Here is a 14,703-nt window from a genome sequence, read left to right on the forward strand (position 1 = left end):
CTTTTCTTCCTCCGCAGTTCCGCATGTCACACGCTCCCCATCCAGTCGCACACGGCATGAACCGCCCGCAGAGCGAGGCTGTCCACTACCTGGACGGACCCTGCCTGGTGCTGGCCGGCGCCGGCTCAGGCAAGACGCGCGTGATCACGACGAAGATCTGCCACCTGATCGAGCAATGCGGCTACGAAGCGCGCAACATCGCGGCGGTCACCTTCACCAACAAGGCGGCGCTGGAAATGCAGGAGCGTATCGCCAAGCTGCTGAAGGAACCGAAGCTGGCCAAGCAGATCACCGTCAGCACCTTCCATTCGCTCGGCGTGCAGATCCTGCGCCGTGAAGCGAAGGAACTCGGCCTGAAGGACCGCTTCTCCATCATGGACAGCGACGACTGCTTCTCGCTGGTGCAGGACCTGGCGATCACCACCGACAAGCACATCATCCGCAACATCCAGAATTCGATGTCGCTGTGGAAGAACGCGCTGGTCGATCCCGAGACCGCGCTGAAGCAGGCCGTCACCGAAGACGAGGCGCAGGCCGCCCGCATTTACGCCAGTTATGTCGCCACACTGAATTCCTACCAGGCGGTCGACTTCGATGACCTGATCCGCCTGCCGGTCGAACTGTTCCGCCGCAACGACGAAGTGCGCGACCGCTGGCAGCGCAAGCTGCGCTACCTGTTGGTGGATGAATACCAGGACACCAACACCTGCCAGTACGAGCTCGTGAAATTGCTCGTCACCGGCCTCGGCAAGAAGCCGATGTTCACTGCCGTGGGCGACGACGACCAGGCGATCTACGCATGGCGAGGCGCGACGCTGGAAAACCTGAAGCAGCTGCAGGTCGATTTCCCCGACCTGAAGGTGATCAAGCTGGAACAGAACTACCGCTCCAGCACGCGCATTTTGCAGGCCGCGAACTCCGTCATCGGCAACAATCCCAAGCTGTTCGAAAAGCAGCTCTGGTCCGAACACGGCCTCGGCGATCCGGTGAAGGTGATGGCGATGCAGGACGACGAGCACGAAGCCGAGCAGGTCGCGATCATGATTTCCGCGCACAAGTTCGAGCGCCGCGCGAAGTTCTCCGACTACGCCGTCCTCTACCGCGGCAACCACCAGGCGCGCATCATCGAGAAGGCACTGCGCAAGGAGCGCATCCCGTACACCATTTCCGGCGGCCAGAGCTTCTTCGATCGCGCCGAAATCAAGGACATCGTCTCCTACCTGCGCCTCGTCGCGAATTCAGACGATGATCCGGCATTCATCCGGGCGGTGACGACGCCCAAGCGCGGCGTGGGACAGGCGACGCTGGAAGGGCTCGGTTCCTTTGCCGGCCAATGGCAATGTTCGCTGTTCGAGGCCGTGTTCAAGGGCGGCATCGAAGCGAAACTCACCGACCGCCAGCTCGGCCCGCTGCGCGACTTCTGCAACTTCATCAACGGCCTCGAGGCGCGCGCGTCCAAGCGCGGCGAAAGCGCTGCCGAGCTGCTCGACGAAATGATGAAGGAGATCAATTACGAGTTCTACCTGTACGACACCTTCGACGAACGCCAGGCGCAGAGCAAGTGGACGAACACGATGGAGTTCGTCACCTGGCTGAAGGAGAAGGGCACCGGCGGCCGGGATGGCGCGGACGAGGAAAAGAGCCTGCTTGAACTGACGCAGATGGTCGCGCTGATGACGATGCTCGAAGGCAAGGACGAAGAGCCGGACGCGGTGCGCATGTCCACGCTGCATGCGTCGAAGGGACTGGAGTATCCGCACGTCTTCCTGGTCGGCGTGGAAGAGGGCATCCTGCCGCACAAGGGCGACCCGGATGCGCCGATCGAAACTTTGGCGGCGCGCATCGAGGAAGAGCGCCGCCTCATGTACGTCGGCATTACCCGCGCGCAGCGCAGCCTGCACGTCACCTGGTGCAAGCGCCGCAAGCGCGCGCGTGAGAGCGTTAACTGCGAACCCTCGCGCTTCATCAAGGAGATGAAGCTCGACGAGGGCGATGCGGTGCCGAAGGAAGAAGAGAAGATCACGCCGCAGGACCGGCTGGCCAATCTCAAGGCGCTGCTCTCCCGGCCTAAGGTGGCCTGACGTCATCGCAGCGTCACACTGTTCAGGCAGACTCCCGCCTGCTTTCTGATCCCAAGGTTTGATATTGGCCCTCAGCCGCAAGGCGTGCGGGCTTTTTTTGCTGCTCACGCATTGTATCGATGCGACACCTCGTCGCATGTCATCAAGCCGTCATCTGCACTCTGCACAATCCCTCCCGTTGCCGGTCTGCCAGGCATCGCATATCGATATGCGACGCAGTCGCATGTGCATATGCGGACATAGTCGTTCCGTACGGCCGGATGCCGATGCCACAATGCAACGCAAACAACAACTTCATGGCTCACTTCTAGGGATATCAACAATGAAAAAATCGCTTCTCGCCTTCGCTGTCCTCGCCGCTTTCGCTGGCACCGCGGCCGCACAGACCAACGTGACCATCTACGGCGTCGCCGACGCCGGCATTACGCGCTTCGACAATGGCGCGACGACCACGACCCGCGTCGACAGCGGCGTCCAGTCGGGCAGCCGCATCGGCTTCCGCGGCACCGAGGACCTTGGTGGCGGCCTGTCGGCGATCTTCACGCTGGAAAACGGCTTCAACATCGATGACGGCCAGCTCGGCCAGGGCGGCCGCCTGTTCGGCCGCCAGGCATTCGTCGGCCTGTCCAGCAACAGCATCGGTGCGATCAAGTTCGGCCGCCAGTACAACCCGATCCGCACCGCCGTCGAAGGCGTGGATCCGTTCGGCCTCGGCCTCGCCGGCCGCGCGGACAACGTATTCAACGTCTACGGCGACCGCAGCGACAACACCATCAACTACTCGACGCCGAACCTCGGCGGCTTCAGCGGCCAGCTGGCCTACAGCCTGGGCGAAATCGCCGGCAGCAACTCCATCGGCCGCAGCCTCGGGCTGTCGGTCGGCTACGCGGCAGGCCCGCTGTCGGTCGTCCTTGCCCACCATGACCAGAACCTGCAGGCCGCAGGTGTCGCCACCGGCGATTCCACCACCACGCTTCTCGGCGGCACCTTCGACTTCGGCGCGGCCAAGCTCCACGCCGCCTACGCCCGCAACAAGGGCGAGTCCGCCGCCGGCGCAACCACCATCGACCGCGACGACATCCTGCTGGGCGTGAGCGCACCGCTGGGCGCCGGCCGCATCCTGGCTTCCTGGATCCGCCGCAGCGACGACATCGGCGCCAACCGCGACGCCGACCAGATCGCACTGGGCTACACCTACGACCTGTCCAAGCGCACCAACCTGTACACCTCGTACGGCCGCACCCGCAACGACGCTGCCGCGACGCTGGGCGGTGCTTCCGCTGCCGGCCGCGACCCGTCCGTCTTCAACGTCGGCGTGCGTCACCGCTTCTGATCATCGGATCGGCCAGATGAAGGCGCCCTGCGGGGCGCCTTTTTCATTGGCGGGTCCGGCATGCGAAAAACCAACAGTCCGGCTGTCGGAAATCAAGCCGCCTCGCCTCCCCGCTGCACGTGAAACCAAGCCGACTTACAATCGTCTTAACATTTGACGTATTGGTAAAGGCCGCCATGCTGATCGAATCCCCAGTCCAGGCAGAACCGAAAGCCAGGGAATCCTCCCTCCTGTCCGGTGCGCGCAACTTCCTGGGTCGATTGTTCGGCAAGCAGGAAGTGCCGGACGGCGGACGGCATCTGGCGAACGGCGAGCTGAAGAACCTGCGCCAGCGTTTCGCCGAATGCGCGTCCGAGCGTGGCGGCGTGGTCTCGGCGCGGCAGCGCGCGGCGGAAATTGGCCAGATCTATGCCGGACTCAACGACGACGGCCGGCGTGAATTCCTGCGCCTGCTCGCGCTGGAATTCGGACCCCGCCCGGAGGCAGTGGAAGCGGCGCTGCACAACTGGACCAAGGCGACGGGTACCGACCGCAGCGGCAGTGCGGAAGTCGCCCTGCGCGAAGCATTGCGCTCGCCGCGTTCCAAGATCCTCACCCAGTTCAACGCCATCCCTCATGGCGTCCAGTTCCTGGTGGAAATGCGCGACGACATGCTGCGCTACCTGAATGACACACCGGAACTCGGCGTGATCGAAAGCGAGCTATATGCCTTGCTCAGTACCTGGTTCGATGTCGATTTCCTCCAGCTGCAGCGCATCAGCTGGAATTCCTCCGCCGCGCTGCTTGAAAAACTGATCAAGTACGAGGCCGTGCACCAGATCCGCTCCTGGAACGACCTGCGCAACCGGCTCGATTCGGACCGCCGCTGCTATGGACTGTTCCATCCGCGCATGCCGGACGAGCCGCTGATCTTCGTGGAGGTCGCACTGACGGACAAGCTGTCGGACAACATCCAGGTGCTGCTCGATGAATCGCTGCCGCCACTGCAGCCCGAGCGCGCCAATACGGCCATCTTCTACTCGATCTCGAACACCCAGCCCGGCCTGCGGGGGCTGAACTTCGGCAACTTCCTGATCAAGCGGGTGGTGGATGACCTGTCGCGCGATTTCCCGCAGCTGAAGACCTTCTCCACGCTGTCGCCGGTTCCGGGATTCATGGGCTGGCTGAAGAAGCAGGAGCACTTGCTGGCGCGGGTGCGCGAGGCGCATGTGCCCGGCGATGCTGCACTGCGTGAAAAGTGGCAGGCCGATGTCTGCGCCTGCCTGGGTTCCGGCGCATGGCAGATGGACGTGGTGCTTGCTGCGGCCATCCAGCCAGTCATGCTAGAAGCCTGCGCGCGCTACCTGGTGCAGAACAAATCGGAGAACCTGCCGCGCGATCCGGTGGCACGCTTCCACCTCGTCAACGGTGCGCGCGTGGAACGCATCAACTGGCTGGCCGATCGCTCGGACAAGGGATGGAAACAGTCCGCGGGAATGATGGTGAACTACCTGTACCGCAAGCCGGACCTCGAAAGCAATCACGAGAAGCTGATGCTGAAGGGGGACGTCGCTGCGTCGCGCGCCATCCGCGCGCTTTTGATCGACTAGCCCTTATTGACGAGCTGCTTTTCAAACGCGGCGTCGTGCTTGCTGATGCGCTGCTTCTTCTGCGGCCCGGTCTTGTTCACGAATTCCACGAATTCGTCCAGTTCGTATTCCTCGCCGATTTTCTCCGGCGAGGATCCCGGCGCCGCACGCAGCAGGTAGAAATGCCCGCTGCCCGTGATGCCCATTGAATAGCGGTAGTCCGGGTCGCGCGCGTTCAGTCGCGTGACCGCATTGCTGGCCTTCGTCGATCTCATTGCACACCTGTTGATGAAGTGAAAGCCGATGCACGGCGTATGCGTCCATCATAGTGCAGCCCGCCCCCTCCTGCAGCACCGGCCTTCCCATTTGTGAAATGCGTTCTAAGATGAAAGTAACCCGGCTTGCCGCAGTTGCTTGAATTCCCAATTGCGTATCGAGTCGAACTCCATATCCCCCGATGGAGGAGACATATGCAAAAGAACCTTCATGCGCTGCCAAGGACAGCGGCGCTTATGGCATTCGTCCTGCCGGTCCTGTGCCTGGCGCGCGCGCCGGACGCGAGCGAATGCGTCGAAGCCGGAGACTTCATCAAGAACGCTGCCCTCGCGCGCGACAGCGGCATGGCCGAAGAAGTCTTCCTCAGCCGAATCCGCGACGATATCGAAGTCATCCAGGCTTTCCCGCCGCACCTGCGGTGGTTCGTGCAGGATGAGGAAGACGCGGCTTTCCTGATCGCCGCTGCGACGGATGTGTTCCAGAGGCCGCGGCTGGCTGCCGAACACCAGCGCGACTTCATCCGGGCCTGCATGATCAAGGCGAAGAGCAAGCCGAAGTATTCCCTGTAAAGGCAGCCGGCATCGCGCAAGCGTACAATACGCGTTCGCCTGAACCTGGGGAATCCGCATGCCCGCTCTCGATCTTTCCGGCAAGCGCGTGCTCGTCACGCAATCATCCGAATTCATGGGGCCCGCCTTGTGCGACGTGTTGCGCGAACTCGGCGCGGAAGTGATCGCTGACGAGCGCGCCCTCGACGATCCCGCCGTACCGCAACAGATGATCGACGCCGCCGCGCGTGTCGATGTCCTGCTGCTGAACATGGGCATCCCCGCGCCGACCACGCGGGCGCATGAAGTGACGGACGATGAATGGCGCGAAGCCTTTGCCCATATGGTCGACCCGCTGCCGCGTTTTGCTCGCGCTTTGCTGCCGCAGATGATGGAGCGCCGCTCCGGCAAGATCCTGCTGATCGGAAGCGCTTCCGCGCTGCGCGGCATCAAGCGCACGTCGACCTACTGCGCCGCGCGCGGCGCACAGGTGTCGTACATCCAGGCCCTGGGTGTCGAGCTCGCGCCGTACAACGTGCAGGTCAACGCAATTGCGCAGAATTTCGTGGAGAACCCGACCTACTTCCCGCCGGAAGTGCAGGCCAACCCGGCGTTCCAGGAGCGGCTCAAGCGCGAAGTGCCGCTTGGCCGGCTGGTATCGCAAAAGGAAGACGCGATGTTCGCCGCCTACTTGTGCAGCGACGCGGCGAACTGTTTCGTGGGGCAAGTGTTCCCGGTATGCGGCGGATGGGTCGCAAGATAAAGGAAGAAGAATGACAACCGAAGACCGCCTGGTCGACATCGAACTCAAGATCGCCGCCCAGGAGGACCTGGTGGATACCTTGAACACGATGGTCTACCAGCAACAGAAAAAAATCGACGAACTCGAAACGTTGTGCGCCGTGCTCGCGCGCCAGCTCAGGGAAGTCCGCGAAACCATGACCGAACGCGGTCCGGCCAATGAACGGCCGCCGCATTACTGATGACATCATGTTGAATGAAGAAAAGGGCGACGCTCTCCGCGCCAAGATCAACGGAGAAACGGCACGCATGCAATGGAAGGCACTGGACCGCTTCTTCGCGGCCGGTGCGGTGATTGCCGTCAGCAGCGACCTCGACCTGGTGGAGGTCGCCTATCGCATTGCCAGCGACGACAAGGCGGCAGTGGGGCAGTGGATGGCCGAAAACCGCATCGGACGCGTCAGCGACGAACAGGCGAGCACCTGGCTGGCGGCGGACATGGCGTTATGGACGGTCGTCGTCAAACCCTGGGTCCTCGTCCAGCAGGACAAAACGCACTAAGCCGTTTCGCTCAGATACTTCACCAGCAGCTTGCTCTGCACCAGCGACAGCGCGCTGTCGCTGCCGAAGCGGAAGCCGCGCATCGCCGCCGTATTCATCAGCTGCAATACCTGCTCGTGCGTCAGTTGTTGGAAGTCGCTGCGGGCGTAGAGCAGGCGCCGGTTCTGCTCGTCGATGCGGTCGATGATTTCTTGCGGTGCCATGGCGGGCTCCTCGGGGCAGACCCGATGGATTGTCGCGGGCGCCGAACGGTGAAAGGAATGACAACGGGCAGAATTGCCCGAATCGCCATTCTGTTGCCGGCAGCTTACAACGCACTTACTTTTGGACGGGCTTGCGATGCCGCCGCAGTAAAATGGCGGCCTGTCCCCCCGCTCCCTGCCGAGAAAGCACCATGGCGAAAAATGCCGCGCGCGAAAAGAACCTCCGGAACGTCATTGCGATCGTGATCGCCGTTCTCGCTATCGGTTTCGGCGGCGCCTGGCTGTATCTGCAGCACAAGGAAAAGCAGGAGCGCGACATCACCTACCTGAAGCTGCCTTCGGTGGCCATCAGCCGCGACGGCCACTCCATGCGCGCATCGTTCGCCATTCGCACGAGTGCTGCCGACGCTGCCTGGGCGGCGAAGAACAAGGTCCTGCTGGAGCAGGTCATGCAGAAGGCCCTGCTCGAGGCCGATCCCGTCGCGGCGCGCGCACCGGGCGGATTGCAGGCCTTGCAGGAAAAGGTACGCGAGGTCGGCAATGCCACCTTGCAGTCGCAGCGTATCCAGGAGGTGCTGGTCACCGACTTCCTTGTGTCGGAAGGCGACCTGTAATCATGACATGCGCAGCCGGTTGTGAATGGCAGTCGCGGCAACGGCCGCCTGTCCCATTGCAACGGTAATCTGGTTCAAGCCCGCGACGATGTCGCCTGCGGCATAGAGTCCCTCCACCGATGTCTGCTGGTGCCCGTCAACCAACAGGCAGCCCTCCGGCGTTGCCCGTGCACCGAGCACTAGCGCAAGGCCGGAATTGACCATGGTCCCGAGCGCCGCGTAGATCACGTCGAAGCGTTCCTGCGTGTCATCCGCGTAATGCGCGCGCAGTCCGTCGTCACCATAGCTCAGTCGCGCAACAGGAACATGCACGACGCGCAGCGCGGCGCGGTCGATGCGCAATCGTTCTTCGTCGTCGAGCTTGATTGCCCCCCTGACGGAGAGCAGCGTAATGTCCGATGTGTAATGACGCACGAACAGCGCCTCGCCGAGTCCGCCCTTGCCGCGACCAATCACCGCCACCTTGCGGCCGCTCGCCTCGAAGCCATCGCAGATCGGGCAGTAGCGCAGGAGTCCTTCCGCCAACGCCTGCTTCACCTCTTGTAGTTCCGGCTCCACGTCGACGACACCGGTGGCAAGGATTGCGGTCTGCGCATGCCATTCCCCGGTGGTCGCGCGCGCAAGGAAGCTGCCGTCAGGCAGGCGTTCGAGGGTGTCTACCGAACCGGCCGTCACCTGTACGCCATACTCCGCGACCTGCGCGCGCAGTCGCGCCAGCAAGTCCTTCCCGTGAACGCCGCCGATGTAACCAGGATAGTTATGCGAGGTCGGCACCAGAAGAAGCCGGCTGGTGCCGCCATCGAGAATGGCGAAGCGGCGATGGAAGCGGGCCAGGTAAGTTGCCGCGGTCAGGCCCGCCGCGCCGGCGCCGATGATGATGCAGTCGAGCGGAACGGCCATGTCACGCGCTGATTAGCGCCCCTGCTGCGGGCGTCCGGGCTCGCGCGCATCCGGCGGAGGCATGTCGTGCTCATCGAGATCCATGTCATCGCTGGCGTCGATCTGGTCGATGCGGTCGACATCGATGTCCGAGCCCGCCTCGATATCGGAATCGAGTCCCGCGGTCGAGCGCTCACCAGTGCCGAGGGAGTCGGTGTCACTGTCTGTGCGCGCATGGCGGCGTCCGCTGTCGGGATCTTCCGTTGTGCCCTTGTCGAGGCCGATGTCGCCTTCCTCGATCCAGCGCGTGCCGCCTTGCACATCGCTGCCGGAATCCGAAATGTCGCTCGGTCCGAGTGCATCCGTGCCGTGTCCCTTGCCGAGCTGGCGGTCGGGTTCGGGAATATTGTCGGGATCCAGGGTGCTGGTGGCCATGATCTTGCTCCTCATGATTCAGGGGAAGATCGGAGGTGCAATATCCGTGCCGCGCATGGCAAAGGGGGCCGCATAGAGGCAAGCACACGATGGGCGTGTAAATTTGACGTCGACATGCAAATAATCACGCGACTCCACACAGGGCAATCGTTTCCAATTGTTTCAGGCTTGCCTGCATGCACGAAATCCGGAACTTCCCGCGTATCCGTCTTGTCAGTCCGGTAACGAAAGCCGCAGCATCCCGGGAATCACGGGCTTTCTCCGCGGCGCGGCAACGATCATGCGCGCGCCTCCGAGTCCCCTTTCTATCAGGAGTTGATGATGGCAACACTGCACAAGATTCTTTTCGGTTCCGCACTCGTCGCACTGGCCGGTGTCGCACAGGCCCAGACCTCGTCCTCTACCACTGCCACGACCGGGCCGGCAGCCGGCATCGCCGTTCCTGTCCCCGTCGACAACAGCTCGGGCGCCAGCGCGACCGGCAGCACCGCTTCCGGCAGCGGCGCAGCCGTGACCACTACGACGCCTGCCGCAACGCCGGCACCCGCAGGCGCAAGCACGACGTCGACCGTCACCAGCACTCCTTCGGCAAGTACGCAGGTCGACCCGTACGTGCAACGCCGCGAGACACGCAAGCAGGCCAAGGCCGATTACAAGGACAAAAAGAAGGCCGCCAAGCAGGAATACAAGGAAGAGAAGCGCGAAGCCAACGCCGCGCTCAAGGCATCGCGCAATGAGCCTGGCGTCCAGCGCAATGTCGACGGCATGGGTTCCTCCGGCCGTTAATGTTTCGCTTCCGCGCCGCCGCGGCGGCGCGCCCTGCATTCCGTTACGCTGCGGGAACGGTCTTCCGCCAGTACAATGAAGGCCTGCGCAATTTCCCTCTACCCCCGCGGCGTAACGCAACGTGTCCGACCCCATCCGCAAAGTCATCCATTGCGACTGCGACTGTTTCTATGCCGCCGTCGAGATGCGTGACGATCCTTCGTTGCGCGGGAAGCCGCTTGCGGTAGGCGGCCGGCCCGACCAGCGCGGCGTGGTCGCCACCTGCAATTACGAAGCGCGCAAGTTCGGCATCCGTTCCGCCATGGCGATGTCGCAGGCGCTGCAGCGCTGCCCCGACCTGATCGTCATGCCGCCGGCGATGGACAAGTACCGCACCGCGTCGAAGCAGATCCTCGCCATCTACCGCGATTACACCGACCTCGTCGAACCGCTGTCGCTCGACGAAGCCTATCTCGACGTCACCGATTCCCCGCATTTCCAGAACAGCGCCACACTCATCGCGCAGGAAATCCGCCAGCGCATTTTCGACACCGTCGGCATCACCGCCTCCGCCGGTATCGCGCCCAACAAATTCCTCGCCAAGATCGCCAGCGACTGGAACAAGCCCAACGGACAGTTCGTGATTCGACCGAAAGAGGTGGAGGACTTCGTCGCCGCGCTGCCGGTCGACAAGCTGTTCGGCGTCGGCAAGGTCACGGCGATGAAGCTCAAGAAGCTCGGTGCGTTTACCTGTGGTGACCTGCGGGAGTGGACGCTGCCGCACCTGCAGCAGCACTTCGGCAAGTTCGGCGGCAGCCTCTACGGACTGTGCCGTGGCATTGACCGCCGCCACGTTAGCCCCAGCCGCGAACGGAAATCGGTCAGCGTCGAGGAAACCTATGTCACCGACTTGCCCGACCTCGATGCCTGCCGGCGCGAGCTGGAACCGCTGATCGAACTCCTGCGCCAGCGGGTGCATCGCGCCCAGGCCGAACGCAACATCCACAAGCTGTTTGTGAAAATTCGCTTTGCCGATTTCCGGCGCACGACAGCGGAATGCGTGAGCACCCTCATCGACGAAGCGGCCTGCCGCAAGCTGCTGGAAACCGCGCACAAGCGCGGTGATCGCGCGGTGCGCCTGCTCGGCGTCGGCGTGCGGCTGGAAGAGGAAGACGACTTCCACCAGCTCGGCCTGTTTGTTGAAGAAGCAACAGTGCCCGATGCGTGAAATTTGCAACTGACGGTGGGGATGCCGACGGGTAAAATGGCGCCTCCGTTTTTATCAGGCGCGCATCATGTGGTTCAAGAATCTCCAGATCTATCGTCTCACCGCTCCATGGACGCTGTCGTCCGAACAACTCGAAGCGGCCCTCGCTCCCCAGGCTTTCGCGCCGTGCTCCAGCCTCGACATGCAAACGCAAGGTTGGGTTTCGCCGCGTGACAACGGTATGCTGGTCCACACCGTCAACCGCCAGATGCTGCTGCAGCTTGGCACCGAAAAGAAGCTGTTGCCGTCGACCGTAATCAACCAGGTCACCAAGGCCCGTGCTGTCGAAATGGAAGAGCAGCAGGGCTTCAAGCCGGGCCGCAAGCAGATGAAGGAATTGAAGGAGCAAGTCACCGACGAACTGCTGCCGCGCGCATTCAGCATCCAGCGCAGCACCCGCGTGTGGATCGATCCCGTCAATGGCTGGCTGGTGATCGACGCCGCCGGCGCATCGAAGGCCGACGAAGTGTTCAAGATCCTGCTCAAGTCGCTGGAGAGCCTGCCGTTCGCCGTGCTGCGCACCGAGCGTTCGCCGCTGTCCGCGATGACCGACTGGCTGGTGGCCGACGAAGCGCCTGCCGGCTTCACCGTCGACCAGGACACCGAACTGCGCTCGACGGGCGAGGGCAAGGCCACCGTGCGTTACGTGCGGCACACGCTGGAGCCGGACGATGTGCGTCGCCACATTGCCGGCGGCAAGCAGTGCACGCGCCTGGCGATGACCTGGGCCGACCGCGTGTCCTTCGTGCTGACCGAGACGCTGGCGGTGAAGCGCGTCGCGCCGCTGGACGTGCTCAAGGAAAATGCCGATTCGAGCACGCAGAATGAGGACGAACGTTTCGACACCGACTTCGCGCTGATGACCGGCGAGCTGGCGAAGATGATCTCCGAACTGGTGGAAGCGCTGGGCGGGGAAGAGCAGCAGAAGAAGGCTGCGTAATTGAAAGGCTGCCCGGTGCAAACCGGGCGGGCGAAAAAAAAGACGAACCCGAAGGTTCGTCTTTTTCATTTTGGCGGAGCGGACGGGACTCGAACCCGCGACCCCCGGCGTGACAGGCCGGTATTCTAACCGACTGAACTACCGCTCCAGGAAACTGCTTGACGTGTGTCACCACGTCTGAAGGGCCTGAAGTCTACAGGAAATTTTTGGATCTGGCTACACCCGCCCGAAAAATGTCGCGCGCCTTGGATACAATGGACGTCATCATGATGAACGACCTGCCCCTGTTCCCCCTGATCGAGCCCAACCGCACCGGCATGCTCCCCGTGGACGACATCCACACGCTGTACTGGGAAGAATGCGGCAACCCGGACGGCGAACCCGTGCTGTTCTTGCATGGCGGCCCCGGCGGCGGCCTGTCGCCGCGGCACCGCTGCTTCTTCGACCCCGCGCATTACCGCATCGTGCTGTTCGACCAGCGCGGCGCCGGCAAGTCGACACCCTTGGGTGAATACCGCAACAACACCACGCAACTGCTGATCGACGATATCGAACGCCTCCGCGACATGCTCGGCATTCGCGCATGGCTCGTCTTCGGCGGCTCCTGGGGCTCAACCCTTGCGCTGGCCTACGGACAGGCGCACCCGGAACGCTGCACGGGCTTCGTCCTGCGCGGCATTTTCCTTTGTACGCCGGCCGAGATCGACTGGTTCCTCCATGGCATCCGCTGGTTTTTCCCGGAAGTGCACGACGAGTTTGTCGCGGATATCCCGCCCGACGAGCGTGGCGACCTGTTGCAGGCGTACGCGAAGCGGCTGTTCGCCGACGATCCTGCCGTCTATGTGCCGGCGGCGCGGCGCTGGAGCCGCTATGAAGGACGCTGCCTCTTCCTGCGACCGGATCCGGACGCGATCGCGGATTTCAGTTCGGACAAGATCAGCATCGGCGTCGGACGTCTCGAGGCGCATTATTTCCTGAACAAGGGATTCTTCGGCGAAGACGAGCTCATTCGCAACGTCGACCGCATTCGCCATCTGCCGGCCATCATCGTGCAGGGGCGTTACGACGTCGTCTGCCCGCCACTCTCGGCGTTCCGCCTGCATGACGCGTGGCCGGAAGCCGTGATGCGCGTGATCGACGACGCCGGGCACTCGGGTTACGAACCGGGCATTGCCGCAGCGCTTGTCGCGGCGACGGAAAAATTCAAGACGGAACGACGCTTCTAGTGTGCGGTGCGTCGCTCGATTTCGGCGACAACCGCTTCGACGGTGCGTTTCAGGTTGGCTTCCACAATGGCGGCACCGACAAGCGGCGGCACGGGAAATCGCGGTTCCATGACGCCGCTAAAGGTGATGCGCGTGCCTTGAGCCAGCGGTTCCATTGTCCAGTGCGTGTCGTAGCGATGCATGTCGCCGTCGACCAGCGTGACATGGATTGCTGACGACGGGCTCTCCTCGACGTTCAGCTCCATGCGGATGGTATGCCACACGAACAGGAAACCGGCGCTGCTGCGCTGCTCGATGCGGACGGTATTCCCGCTGCGCGACAGTACCTTGACGGTCAGCAGGTCGGGAATGAATTCCGGCAGGCGGTCGTAGTCTGTCAGCACGACCCACGCCTGCTGCGGCGTCGCACGGACGACGCCGACGGCCTTCACTTCAAAGAATGGTTCGCCGTTGCGGACGACACGGGTTGCATTGGCGTGGATCGAATCATGGCGGAGGCGTTCTTGCGCGTGCATGGCAGGAATGACGAGGAGTAAAAGCAGGAAAACTGCTTGCTGCATAAGTGCAGCTTAGAAGGCATGATCCGATTTGCAAGGCGCGGCGCGAATTTGTAACGCCCCGTAAGATTGCTTTCGGGCATTCGCCTGCGTGAACTATGTTGAAGTGAGTCCTTGTCCGCCTGCAACGCCGCCATGAAAATCCGCATCGCCATCCTGCTTGCCGCCGGTGTTATTGCCGGATGTGCGTCCCGTCCCGCCGAAACGCCCGTCAGCCCGGTCCCGGACAGGCCGTCGCGCGCGGAAAGGAAAACCGAAGCGCCGGAGGCGCAGTCGTCGAGCGCCAGTTCAGTGGACGGCTACAAGCGTGACCTTGCCTTGCGCATTTCGCAGGTGAACGCGAACAAGGTGTACCCAGGCAGGCCGCAAGCCCTGCTGCGCTCGGTCGTAGTGCTGCGTTACGCGATTGACGGGCGGGGCAACCTCGTGCGCAGCGAAATCATGCGCTCCAACCGCGACAGTGAAACCGAATCTACCGCGCTTGCCACGCTGCGCAATTCCGCGCCTTTCCCCAAGCCGGCGTCGCACCTGCTGCGCCGCGGCCAGCTTGAATTATCGGAGACCTGGCTTTTCAACAACGATGGCCGCTTCCAGCTCCGCACCATTGCGCAACCCCAGATGGACCAGTGAGTCCGGCAATGCCCGACGACACTTCGCCAGGAAAACGGGTTACACAATCTTACATTGTCAAAAAGTCTTTAAATTCAGT

18 protein-coding genes and 1 tRNA gene are annotated in these 14,703 nt (G+C 62.7%); 13 read left to right on the forward strand and 6 right to left on the reverse strand.

The features are described 5' to 3' along the window. Positions 1-23 precede the first annotated feature (23 nt). The 3 genes from ACNOHI_RS09310 (at position 24) to ACNOHI_RS09320 (ending at position 5,003) form a co-directional block, all read left to right on the forward strand. A complete protein-coding gene (locus ACNOHI_RS09310) occupies positions 24-2,081 on the forward strand; it encodes a UvrD-helicase domain-containing protein (protein ID WP_420474391.1) in 2,058 nt (685 codons plus the stop codon). 322 nt (positions 2,082-2,403) lie between these two features. Next, positions 2,404-3,414, forward strand: a complete 1,011-nt coding sequence (locus tag ACNOHI_RS09315) for a porin (RefSeq protein WP_420474392.1) — start codon at positions 2,404-2,406, stop codon at positions 3,412-3,414. A gap of 176 nt (positions 3,415-3,590) precedes the next feature. Continuing rightward, positions 3,591-5,003, forward strand: coding sequence for a malonyl-CoA decarboxylase (locus tag ACNOHI_RS09320; RefSeq protein WP_420474393.1), 1,413 nt, complete (start codon positions 3,591-3,593; stop codon positions 5,001-5,003). On the opposite strand, the gene ACNOHI_RS09325 is transcribed toward ACNOHI_RS09320, so the two are convergent. Beyond that, entirely contained in the window at positions 5,000-5,257 is a 258-nt protein-coding gene (locus ACNOHI_RS09325) for a hypothetical protein (RefSeq protein ID WP_420474394.1), read from the reverse strand. The genes ACNOHI_RS09320 and ACNOHI_RS09325 overlap by 4 nt on opposite strands. A gap of 195 nt (positions 5,258-5,452) precedes the next feature. On the opposite strand from ACNOHI_RS09325, the gene ACNOHI_RS09330 reads away from it, so the two are divergent. From ACNOHI_RS09330 to ACNOHI_RS09345, 4 genes are read left to right on the forward strand one after another with little or no spacing between them, the layout of a single operon-like run. Beyond that, entirely contained in the window at positions 5,453-5,827 is a 375-nt protein-coding gene (locus tag ACNOHI_RS09330; protein WP_420474395.1) for a hypothetical protein, read from the forward strand. 58 nt (positions 5,828-5,885) lie between these two features. Beyond that, the gene (locus ACNOHI_RS09335) at positions 5,886-6,569 is read left to right on the forward strand and encodes an SDR family oxidoreductase (RefSeq protein WP_420474396.1); all 684 of its coding nucleotides are present in this window, start codon (positions 5,886-5,888) and stop codon (positions 6,567-6,569) included. A 10-nt stretch (positions 6,570-6,579) separates the two neighbouring features. Continuing rightward, positions 6,580-6,789, forward strand: coding sequence for a SlyX family protein (locus ACNOHI_RS09340; protein WP_420474397.1), 210 nt, complete (start codon positions 6,580-6,582; stop codon positions 6,787-6,789). 7 nt (positions 6,790-6,796) lie between these two features. After that, on the forward strand, positions 6,797-7,108 hold the full coding sequence (locus tag ACNOHI_RS09345) for a DUF2288 domain-containing protein (protein WP_420474398.1): 312 nt from the start codon (positions 6,797-6,799) through the stop codon (positions 7,106-7,108). On the opposite strand, the gene ACNOHI_RS09350 is transcribed toward ACNOHI_RS09345, so the two are convergent. Continuing rightward, positions 7,105-7,311, reverse strand: coding sequence for a hypothetical protein (locus tag ACNOHI_RS09350; protein WP_420474399.1), 207 nt, complete (start codon positions 7,309-7,311; stop codon positions 7,105-7,107). The genes ACNOHI_RS09345 and ACNOHI_RS09350 overlap by 4 nt on opposite strands. Before the next feature lie 191 nt (positions 7,312-7,502). Between ACNOHI_RS09350 and ACNOHI_RS09355 the strand changes: the two genes are divergently transcribed. Next, the gene (locus tag ACNOHI_RS09355) at positions 7,503-7,925 is read left to right on the forward strand and encodes a flagellar basal body-associated FliL family protein (protein ID WP_420474400.1); all 423 of its coding nucleotides are present in this window, start codon (positions 7,503-7,505) and stop codon (positions 7,923-7,925) included. Here the strand turns inward: ACNOHI_RS09355 and ACNOHI_RS09360 are convergent, their stop codons facing one another. Together ACNOHI_RS09360 and ACNOHI_RS09365 are read right to left on the reverse strand one after the other, a co-directional pair. After that, on the reverse strand, positions 7,926-8,825 hold the full coding sequence (locus tag ACNOHI_RS09360) for an NAD(P)/FAD-dependent oxidoreductase (RefSeq protein ID WP_420474401.1): 900 nt from the start codon (positions 8,823-8,825) through the stop codon (positions 7,926-7,928). It abuts the gene before it with no gap. A 12-nt stretch (positions 8,826-8,837) separates the two neighbouring features. After that, entirely contained in the window at positions 8,838-9,239 is a 402-nt protein-coding gene (locus ACNOHI_RS09365) for a hypothetical protein (protein WP_420474402.1), read from the reverse strand. 321 nt (positions 9,240-9,560) lie between these two features. Between ACNOHI_RS09365 and ACNOHI_RS09370 the strand changes: the two genes are divergently transcribed. From ACNOHI_RS09370 to ACNOHI_RS09380, 3 genes are all read left to right on the forward strand, one after another. Then, positions 9,561-10,025 (forward strand): hypothetical protein, encoded by a 465-nt coding sequence (locus ACNOHI_RS09370; protein ID WP_420474403.1) that lies wholly within the window; start codon positions 9,561-9,563, stop codon positions 10,023-10,025. Positions 10,026-10,209: 184 nt separating this feature from the next. Next, a complete protein-coding gene (gene dinB, locus ACNOHI_RS09375) occupies positions 10,210-11,232 on the forward strand; it encodes a DNA polymerase IV (RefSeq protein ID WP_420474887.1) in 1,023 nt (340 codons plus the stop codon). 67 nt (positions 11,233-11,299) lie between these two features. Continuing rightward, the gene (locus tag ACNOHI_RS09380) at positions 11,300-12,211 is read left to right on the forward strand and encodes a recombination-associated protein RdgC (protein WP_420474404.1); all 912 of its coding nucleotides are present in this window, start codon (positions 11,300-11,302) and stop codon (positions 12,209-12,211) included. Positions 12,212-12,282: 71 nt separating this feature from the next. Here ACNOHI_RS09380 and ACNOHI_RS09385 read toward each other — a convergent pair. Continuing rightward, positions 12,283-12,359 (reverse strand) — tRNA-Asp (locus tag ACNOHI_RS09385). 118 nt (positions 12,360-12,477) lie between these two features. Here ACNOHI_RS09385 and pip point away from each other — a divergent pair. After that, on the forward strand, positions 12,478-13,437 hold the full coding sequence (pip, locus tag ACNOHI_RS09390) for a prolyl aminopeptidase (protein ID WP_420474405.1): 960 nt from the start codon (positions 12,478-12,480) through the stop codon (positions 13,435-13,437). On the opposite strand, the gene ACNOHI_RS09395 is transcribed toward pip, so the two are convergent. Then, positions 13,434-13,997, reverse strand: coding sequence for an SRPBCC family protein (locus ACNOHI_RS09395; RefSeq protein ID WP_420474406.1), 564 nt, complete (start codon positions 13,995-13,997; stop codon positions 13,434-13,436). The two genes, pip and ACNOHI_RS09395, sit on opposite strands and share 4 nt — an antisense overlap. A 132-nt stretch (positions 13,998-14,129) precedes the next feature. Between ACNOHI_RS09395 and ACNOHI_RS09400 the strand changes: the two genes are divergently transcribed. Beyond that, the gene (locus ACNOHI_RS09400) at positions 14,130-14,624 is read left to right on the forward strand and encodes a hypothetical protein (RefSeq protein WP_420474407.1); all 495 of its coding nucleotides are present in this window, start codon (positions 14,130-14,132) and stop codon (positions 14,622-14,624) included. The last annotated feature ends 79 nt before the right edge of the window (positions 14,625-14,703 follow it).

Source organism: Noviherbaspirillum sp. ST9 (assembly GCF_048799745.1).
Taxonomy (GTDB): Bacteria; Pseudomonadota; Gammaproteobacteria; order Burkholderiales; family Burkholderiaceae_D; genus Noviherbaspirillum.